General features: G+C 27.2%; 4 protein-coding genes. All 4 read right to left on the bottom strand.

The window, feature by feature from the left end; genetic code table 11:
• Positions 1-28: 28 nt before the first annotated feature.
• The 4 genes from leuD to leuA all read right to left on the bottom strand — a co-directional run bounded on the left by leuD (position 29) and on the right by leuA (position 4,821).
• Complete coding sequence (gene leuD / locus D9V70_RS03155) at positions 29-661, bottom strand: 3-isopropylmalate dehydratase small subunit (RefSeq protein WP_158356304.1); 633 nt, start codon at positions 659-661, stop codon at positions 29-31.
• Between the two features lie 13 nt (positions 662-674).
• Positions 675-2,078 carry a 3-isopropylmalate dehydratase large subunit gene (leuC, locus tag D9V70_RS03160; protein ID WP_172599348.1) on the bottom strand — a complete coding sequence of 468 codons (1,404 nt, stop codon included), beginning with the start codon at positions 2,076-2,078 and terminating at the stop codon, positions 675-677.
• 4 nt (positions 2,079-2,082) lie between these two features.
• Positions 2,083-3,174: a 3-isopropylmalate dehydrogenase gene (gene leuB, locus D9V70_RS03165; protein WP_158356306.1), complete on the bottom strand. Its 1,092-nt coding sequence runs from the start codon at positions 3,172-3,174 to the stop codon at positions 2,083-2,085.
• Between the two features lie 87 nt (positions 3,175-3,261).
• The gene (gene leuA, locus D9V70_RS03170) at positions 3,262-4,821 is read right to left on the bottom strand and encodes a 2-isopropylmalate synthase (RefSeq protein ID WP_158356307.1); all 1,560 of its coding nucleotides are present in this window, start codon (positions 4,819-4,821) and stop codon (positions 3,262-3,264) included.
• Between the last annotated feature and the right edge of the window lie 59 nt (positions 4,822-4,880).

The following is a 4,880-nucleotide window of genomic DNA, read 5'->3' on the forward strand; positions in this document are numbered from 1 at the left end:
ATAAAACTTTGGCTATTTTTTTGAAAAATTATAAAAATTTTGAGCTAAATTTTTTCCGATTTAAAAGAAAGGGTAATATCTTGCTTTCATATTTTTCTATTTTGTTTAAGAATCGCATTGTTAAATCTATATCATCTAAATTATTCAATAGACAAGAACGACGAAAATTATCTAATTTAAAAGAAAAAGAATTCTGATTAACAATAATTTTACTATCTACTAAACTCACAAAAAAACTAATACCAACATTATTCTTTACGATATCAAAAAGATATTCAATAATATCTTCTTTCAATGTAACTAAAAGCAATTTATTATTAAAACTATTATTATAAAAAATATCACTAAAACTAGAAGCAATAATCACCCTAAATCCATAATCTAATAAAGACCAAACAGCATGCTCTCTAGAAGATCCACAACCAAAGTTCTCTCTAGTTAATAAAATACTAGAATTTTGATAAATTTTATTATTTAAAATAAATTGATTATTTTTTTTTAACTGATTAGAATCAAGATAACGCCAATCATGAAATAAATATTTACCTAATCCTGTCTTATTTATCCCCTGTAAAAATTGTTTAGGAATAATAATATCCGTATCTATATTGGATACATCTAATGGAACAACAATACCTGTATATTCAGTAAATTTAAGCATCTTCTAAATATTCTCATTTTTTTAAATTAATAGGATTAAAAAATTTACCATGCAAAGCAGCTAATGCAGCCATGATAGGACTAACTAAATGTGTCCTACCCCCTCTACCCTGCCGACCTTCAAAATTTCTATTACTAGTAGAAGCGCAACGTTCACCATAAGATAATTTATCATGATTCATACCTAAACACATAGAGCAACCAGGTAATCGCCATTCAAATCCTGCATTAATAAATATTTTATCTAAACCTTCACTTTCAGCTTGTCTCTTTACTGAACCAGAACCAGGAACAACTATAGCTTTCACATTATTTGAAATTTTTTTATTTTTTAATACCTTTGAAGCTATTCTTAAATCTTCTATTCGACCATTAGTACAAGATCCTATAAAAACTTTATTAACAGTAATATCTGTTAAATAAGTTCCTATTTTTAAATCCATATATTTACATGCAGATCTTGCTAAATCTATTTTTGTCAAATTATCAAAAGTATGATAATCAGGTATACTTTCATTAATTGATATTACTTGATCAGGATTTGTACCCCATGTAATTTGCGGTAAAAGATTTGATATATCAAAAGTAAAAGTTTTATCAAAAACTGCATTTTTATCTGTTTTTAAAGTGTTCCAATATTTTACTGATTCTTCCCAAAAATCATTATAAGGAGAATAAATTTTATTCTTTAAATAGGAATATGTAATTTCATCTGGTGCTATTAATCCAGATTTTGCTCCAAGTTCAATTGACATATTACAAATAGTCATTCTTTCTTCCATACTCATTCTTTCAATAACATTGCCACAAAATTCAATAATATATCCAGAACCCCCAGATGTTCCTATTTTTCCTATAATAAATAAAATTACATCTTTGGCAGTAATAAAATCTTTCATTTCTCCTGTAATTTCTATTTTCATATTTTTTAAACGTTGTTGCTTTAATGTTTGAGTAGCAAGAACATGTTCAACTTCTGAAGTACCAATACCAAATGATAATGAACCAAATGCACCATGAGTAGACGTATGAGAATCACCACATACAATAGTCATGCCAGGTAAAGTCATACCCTTTTCAGGTCCTATTACATGTACTATACCCTGATTAGGATTATCTAAATCATATAATGGTATATTATATTCTTTACAATTTTTTATCAATTCTTGCATTTGTACCTTCGCCATTGGGCCTGATGCATTTATATCTTTACTTTGTGTTGAAACATTATGATCCATTGTAGCAAAAGTTTTATTAGGTTGTCTTACTTTACGGTTTTTATTACGTAAAGAAGCAAAAGCTTGGGGAGATGTGACTTCATGCAATAAGTGTAAATCTATATATAAAATAGATATGTCATTTTTTTCTTTATGTACAACATGTGAATCATATATTTTTTGATACAATGTTTTATTCATTTTTTTATTTACCATGAATTAAAAAATTAGCAATAATATCACCCATTTCATTCGTTTTTATATAATCATTTCCATTAGAGATATCTATAGTTTTATAACCTTGTTTCAAAACATTAATTACTGCTTGATCAATTTTATCTGCTATTTCATTTAATTTCATACTATATCTAACTAACATAGAAAGAGAAAGAATTTGAGCTATAGGATTAGCAAGATTCTTTCCTTCGATATCAGGAGCAGAACCTCCTGCTGGTTCATATAAACCAAAATTTTTTTCATTTAAACTTGCAGATGGTAACATACCTATAGAACCTGTAATCATTGCACATTCATCTGAGATAATGTCACCAAAAAGATTAGAACATAATAATATGTCAAATTGATTAGGATCTTTTATAATTTGCATACAAGCATTGTCAATATATAAATGAGACAAAGTAACATCAGGATATTTTTTAGAAATATCTTCAACTATTTCTCTCCATAACATAGAACTTTGAAGAACATTAGATTTATCTATTGAACATACTTTATTTTTTCTAGAACGTGCTAATTTAAAAGCTAAATTAGCAATACGTATTATTTCATATTCATGATAAATTTCTGTATCAAAAGCATAGGTTATATTATTTTGAGTTATTCTGCCCTTTGGTTTACCAAAATAAATACCTCCTGTTAATTCTCTAACGCATAAAATGTCGAATCCATTTTTTATAATATTAGGGTGAAGAGGAGATAAAAAACTTAGTTCTGGGTATAATTTAGAAGGTCTCAAATTAGAAAATAAGTCAAAATGTTTTCTTAGTGGAAGTAATGCAGCTCTTTCAGGACGTTTATCTATAGATAATTTATCCCATTTTTTACCTCCTACAGAACCAAATAAAATTGCATCAGAATTTTCACAACCAATAAGTGTTTCTTTAGGTAAAGCGGTTCCATAAATATCTATTGCCTTCCCCCCAATATTAAATTCTTTTATTTCTAAAGGTAATAAGAAATGATTTTGTAAAATTTTTAAAATTTTATAAGCTTCTCTCATTACTTCAGGACCTATACCATCTCCAGGTAATACAGCAATACGATATTTTTTGTTCATTAAGAATATTATCCTAAATAATAACGTATATATTGAAAGATAAATCTGATTTTTGTAACAAAAACATATTTTACAAAAGTGAAAAAATCAAGACTTATTAAAATTTTTTAAATTTTTTAACTGTTTATTAACTTCTTTAGCTTTCCATATATTATTTAATACATTAACCATAGCTTGAGCTGATGATTCAATAATATCAGTAGCTAAACCAATACCATGAAATTTACGATTTTCATATTCTACTAAAATATTCACTTGACCTAATGCATCTTTACCCTTCCCTTTAGCTACAAGTTGAAACTTTTGCAATATAATTGGAAAATGTGTAATTCTATTTAATGCTTGATAAATAGCATCAACAGGACCATTACTTGTAGTAGAAGATTCTGTATGTATGTTTGCACCACATAGTAATTTTACTGAAGCAGTAGATAAACCATTAGAAATAGACTGAACACTAAAAAATTTGAGAGAAAAATATTCTGATTCTTCTTGTTGTCTATTAATAAATGCTAATGCTTCTAAGTCGTAATCAAAGACCTGTCCCTTTTTATCTGCTAATTTTAAAAATGCAACATAAAGTTCATCTATATTATAGTCAGTTTTTTTATAACCCATTTTATCCATATAATATTTTACTGCAGCTCTTCCAGACCGAGAGGTTAAATTAAGTTTTACTTCTTTTAGTCCAATACTACTAGGTTCTATAATTTCGTAATTTTTTCTATTTTTTAATACACCGTCTTGATGAATACCTGAAGAATGAGAGAATGCATTACTACCTACAATAGCTTTATTAGAAGGAATCGGCATATTACAAATTTGACTAATAATTTGACTAGTTCGATAAATTTCTTTATGTTTTATATTAGTTGAAACACCTAAAATATCTCCCCTAATTTTTATAGCCATAATAATCTCTTCTAATGCTGTATTACCTGCCCTCTCTCCAATACCATTAATAGTACCTTCGACTTGTCTTGCTCCTGCCTGTATAGCTGAAATTGAATTACCTACAGCCATCCCTAAATCATCATGACAGTGTACTGAGATAATAGATTTATGAATATTAGGGACACGTTCGAACAAATTACTAATAATTGAAGATATTTCATTAGGTACTGTATAACCTACTGTATCAGGTATATTAATAGTTTTTACACCTGATTTTATTAATTTTTCTACAATTCGACACAAATTATCTATATTAGTTCTACTAGCGTCTTCACAAGAAAATTCAACATCGTTAGTATAACGTAAAGCTCTTTTTACAGAAAAAATAGACATATCCATAATTTCATCAAAATTTTTTTTTAGCTTAGATTTCATATGAAGTGTTGAAGTAGCTAAAAAAATATGAATTCGAAAAGAATCAGATGAAGACATAGCTTCACCTGCAGTATCGATATCTTTTTCAATACATCTCGCTAAACTACATATTCGACTATTTTTAATTTTTCTTGATATTGTTTGAACTGATTTAAAATCTCCTGGAGAAGAAATAGGAAACCCTACTTCAATTATATCTATTCCACATTTTTCTAAAGATAATGCAATTTGTAGTTTCTGATTAACACTGAGACTTGCTTGTAATGCTTGTTCACCATCACGTAAAGTGGTATCGAAGATAATAACTTTAGAATTCATAAAAATTTTCTCATTTATTTATATAATTGTTGTAAATAAAATAAATTTATACAATAAAA

Source organism: Buchnera aphidicola (Lipaphis pseudobrassicae) (genome assembly GCF_005081185.1).
GTDB classification, from domain to species: domain Bacteria; phylum Pseudomonadota; class Gammaproteobacteria; order Enterobacterales; family Enterobacteriaceae; genus Buchnera; species Buchnera aphidicola_AD.